The sequence below is a fragment of the Microbacterium umsixpiens genome, from assembly GCF_053543675.1.
On sequence record NZ_JBLVOH010000038.1, the window covers coordinates 51,098 to 55,339 of the forward strand.

The following is a 4,242-nucleotide window of genomic DNA, read 5'->3' on the forward strand; positions in this document are numbered from 1 at the left end:
TGTTCACGACGTGATCGCTGCGCTTCGCCGCCTTGACATGGTCGATGGTCGCTATCACCGACTCGATGAACTCGTCCATGTCGACCGACGACGCGAGGAAGCTCGCGAGGTCTCCGTCCTTCTCCTCGTAGTACGCGTGGCAGGAGATGTAGTCGATGTCGTCGTACGTGTGGGAGAGGACGACGCGCTCCCATTCGCCGAAGGTGGGCATCGAGCGACTGGAGGAGCCGCAGACGACCAGCTCGAGTGAGGGATCGAACATCCGCATCGCGCGAGCGGTCTGCGCGGCGAGCTTGCCGTAGTCGTCCGCCGAGCGGTGCCCGAGCTGCCAGGGGCCGTCCATCTCGTTCCCGAGACACCACATCCGCACGTCGAACGGCTCGGTCCGGCCGTTCGCGGCGCGCTCCGCCGCCCGTGCCGAGCCAGATCGCAGGTTCGTGTACTCCAGGAGATCGAGTGCCTCCAGCGTGCCGCGTGTACCCAGGTTCACGGCGAGCATGAGCTCACTGCCGACGGACTCCAGCCACGAAGCGAACTCGTGCATCCCCACCTCGTTCGATTCCGTCGAATGCCAGGCGAGGTCGAGCCGGGCGGGGCGCTGCGAGCGCGGACCCACACTGTCCTCCCAACGGAACCCGGATACGAAGTTCCCACCGGGGTAACGGATCGCGCTCACCCCGAGCTCGGACACCAGCGCCTTCACATCGGAGCGAAATCCCTCGGCGTCGGCGCTCGGGTGCCCGGGCTCGTAGATGCCGTCGTAGACGGATCGGCCCAGATGCTCCACAAAGGAGCCGAAGACACGGCGGTTCACAGCCCCGACCGGAAGCTGAGTGTCGAAGGTCAATCGTGCGGCGGTCATTTCTGCCTTTCGGTCAGGTCTTCACGGTGCTCGCGAGCGGGTCGCGGCCGGCGTGCGGATGGTCGGTCTACTTGAGCCCGGTGCTCGCGACGCTCTCGATGAAGCGTCGTTGGACGAAGAGGAACATGATCGCGAGCGGCACCACGGCGATCAGGGAGCCGGCCATCATGACGCCGTAGGGGATGATCCCGCTGGGCCCCGTGAGCAATGTGAGCCCGGAGGTGATGGTCCCCATCTCCTGCTCCGTCGTGAAGACGAGCGGCCACAGCAGATCGTTCCAGTTGTTGACGAACGTGTAGATGCCCAGTGTGAGAAGGGCGGGGACGGCGTTGGGGAGCACGACGCTGCGGAAGATCCGGAACTCCGAAGCCCCGTCTATGCGGGCGGCGTTGTCGAGATCGCGCGGGAGGGAGAGGAAGAACTGGCGGAGGAAGAAGATCCCGAAGGCGTCTGCCGCGCGGGGGATGATGAGGCCCCAGAACGTGTTCACCCAGCCGAAGTCCGAGACGAGTTGGTAGATCGGGATGAGTGTCGCCTGGAACGGGATCATCAGGCTCGCCACGATCACGACGAGGAGTACGCGACTTCCGCGGAAGTCGATGCGGGCGAGCACGTACGCGGCCAGAGAATCGAAGACGAGCGCACAGATCGTGACTCCGCCCGCGAAGACGAAACTGTTGAAGATCAGCCGGGCGAACGGCAGGTCCGTGAAGATCCGCTCGAAGTTGTCGAGTGTCCACGTCCCCGGAACGAGCGAGGGTGGGAAGGCGTTGACCTCGGACACCGGCTTGAAGGCGGTGAAGACGATGATGAGGATCGGCAGCAGGATCAGGAGTGTGACGAACAGCATCGCCAGGAAGTAGAGTCCGCGACCGACGCGCAGTCGCGTGGGGCGGCGTCGGGAGAGGGCGATGTCGGTCATGCGGCGTCCTTCGCTCGACGGCCCGAGAGGGCGAACTGGACGAGGCTCAGGACGAGCGTCGCGATGAGCAGCACGTACGACACCGCGGAGGCGAAGCCGAGTTCGAGGTCACGGAATCCGGACTGGTAGATCTGCATGACGATCGTCTGCGTGCTGCGATACGGTCCACCGCCGGTGAGCACATAGATCTGGTCGAAGGCCTGGAGCGCGGCGATCGTCGCGATGATGAGCACGAATCCCGTGGTGTTGCCCAGCAGGGGGAGGGTGACGTTGCGGAAGCGGGCTATGGGGCCGGCGCCGTCCATGTTGGCCGCCTCGTACAGGCTCTTCGGTATCTCCTGGAGCCCGGCGAGGAAGACGATCATGTAGAACGCGAAGTTCTTCCACACGGCGACCAGGACAACGGTCGGCATCGCGAGTACCGGATCCTGGAGCACGTTGCCGATGCGGATGCCGAAGGCCTGCAGCCAGTAGTTCAGGAGGCCCACCTGCGGGTCGAGCAGATACTGCCAGGCGAACGCGGCGACGGCGAGGGAGACGATGAACGGCAGGAACAGCCACGTGCGGAACATGCCTCGCAGTGGCAGATTCGGGCTGTTGAGCGCGAGGGCGAGCAGGAGCGCGAGCACCACGGCCACCGGCGTGAAGAGGACGGTGTACAGCACCGTGTTGCTCATCGCCTGGAGCATCTCGGGGTCGGTGAAGACCTCGACGTAGTTCGCGAAGCCCACGTACTCCTCGAGTCCGAAGCCGCTCGCATCGGTGAACGAGAGCCTGAGCGCAGACAGCATCGGCCAGAAGACGAACAGAGCGAGGATCGTCAGAGCCGGCACGAGGAAGGCCAGGATCGTCAGGCGACGCTTCGCCGCGCCTCCGATCGGGCCGCGCCCGCCGAGCTGCGCCGGCGGACGGCGGCGACGGGTGGGTGGGGAAGTCGTGGCAGTCATCGTCACTCTCTCTACAACGTTGTAACCCACACAGTAAGGACCTCGGGGGCGGCTCGTCAACTCGTCGCCCCGGTGTCGGATGATCGCGAGCGGGCGACCATGGGGACGGTCGACTGAACAGCTTGACTTTTTGCGGAACATCGAGAACCATAACCTCTATAACGTTTACTTACAACGTTGTAAAGCGATGATGAGGACACCCGTCCTCCGCGCCGACAGAGTGGTCGAACAGTGGAGGTTCCCCTGATGAAGAAAGCACTACCCGCAGCGTTCGCGAGCGTCCTTCTGCTCGCCCTGGCCGGCTGCTCGTCGGCCGGCACCCCCTCCGAGGAGGGCGGAGTGATCGAGCTCGACTTCTGGCACGGCTACACGGAAGCGGATGGCGAGGTGCTGAACGACCTCGTCGCCGAGTTCAACAAGTCGCAGGACGACGTGAAGATCACGCCGTCGGTCAAGCCCTGGGCGACACTCCTGGACTCGGCTCTGCCGGCGCTCACCGCGAAGAAGGGGCCGCAGCTCATGGCGATCCCTCCCGAGAACATCCCGGTCTTCGCGTCGAAAGGTGCACTCCAGCCCCTCGACGACTGGTACGAGAGCGACAGTGCCTCGGACGTTCTCAACCCCGGTGCTGTCGATACCGGCATCGTCGACGGCGAGCGCTTCGGGGCTCCACTGAGCTTCACCCCGCTGACGATGTTCTACAACACCGCGATGTTCGAAGCGGCCGGCGTCTCCGTTCCGACGACGTGGGACGAGTGGGTCGCTGCCGCGACCGCGCTCACCGTCGATGCGAACGGAGACGGTGAGCCCGAGCAGTATGGACTCGCCCTCCAGGACAACGCGACTGTGGGCAACGGCGTCTGGCCGTCTCTGTTCAAGAGCGGCGGTGGCGATGTCGTGACCGCCGACGGCGACGTCGTGGTCGATTCGCCGGAGAACGTCGAGACCCTCACGTATTGGTCCGATGCCGTCGCCACCGGCAAGTTCTCGCCGACCGGCATCACGGGCGCCGACGCCGATGGACTCTTCAGTGCGGGGAAGGTCGCGATGACCCTCGGGGGTCCGTGGCTCGCCACCGTCTCCGAGGAATCGGGCATCGAGTACGGCATCGCTCCGCTCCCGGCCGGGCCTGATGGGATCGTGGCCTCCGCTCTCGCCGTCGACATGAGCATCACCGCTCAGGCATCGGCGGAGGAGAAGGCGGCGGCCGAGAAGTTCTTCACGTGGTTCTATCAGAAGGAGAACATGGTCACGTGGTCGCTGGCTTCCGGCTGGCCCCCGCTCACGTCGGAGGTTTCGGCTGAGGATGTCGCGGAGAATCCGGTCGTGTCTGCCCTCACCGAGCAGTCCCAGTACGGTGCCGCACTCCTGCCGGGTGTCATCCCGTCCACGGATGTGCTCACCGCGCTCGACACCGCCACGCAGAAAGCGCTCGCCGGCGGCGACCCCGCGGAGTTGCTCCGCACGGCGCAGCAAGAGATGGAGGCGGCCCTGGCGGGCTGACTCCGTTG

At 65.2% G+C, this 4,242-nt stretch carries 3 protein-coding genes and 1 pseudogene; 1 reads left to right on the forward strand and 3 read right to left on the reverse strand.

From position 1 onward, the window contains the following. From ACNPM4_RS04115 to ACNPM4_RS04125, 3 genes and pseudogenes are all read right to left on the reverse strand, one after another. Positions 1–862 (reverse strand): annotated as a pseudogene (locus ACNPM4_RS04115) (alpha-L-arabinofuranosidase); the annotation flags it as partial. Between the two features lie 67 nt (positions 863–929). Next, positions 930–1,784 (reverse strand): carbohydrate ABC transporter permease, encoded by an 855-nt coding sequence (locus ACNPM4_RS04120; protein WP_091028551.1) that lies wholly within the window; start codon positions 1,782–1,784, stop codon positions 930–932. Beyond that, positions 1,781–2,731 carry a carbohydrate ABC transporter permease gene (locus ACNPM4_RS04125; protein ID WP_091028547.1) on the reverse strand — a complete coding sequence of 317 codons (951 nt, stop codon included), beginning with the start codon at positions 2,729–2,731 and terminating at the stop codon, positions 1,781–1,783. The genes ACNPM4_RS04120 and ACNPM4_RS04125 overlap by 4 nt, the downstream gene beginning before the upstream one ends. A 246-nt stretch (positions 2,732–2,977) precedes the next feature. Between ACNPM4_RS04125 and ACNPM4_RS04130 the strand changes: the two genes are divergently transcribed. Continuing rightward, positions 2,978–4,234, forward strand: a complete 1,257-nt coding sequence (locus ACNPM4_RS04130; RefSeq protein WP_448984785.1) for an ABC transporter substrate-binding protein — start codon at positions 2,978–2,980, stop codon at positions 4,232–4,234. Positions 4,235–4,242 lie beyond the last annotated feature (8 nt).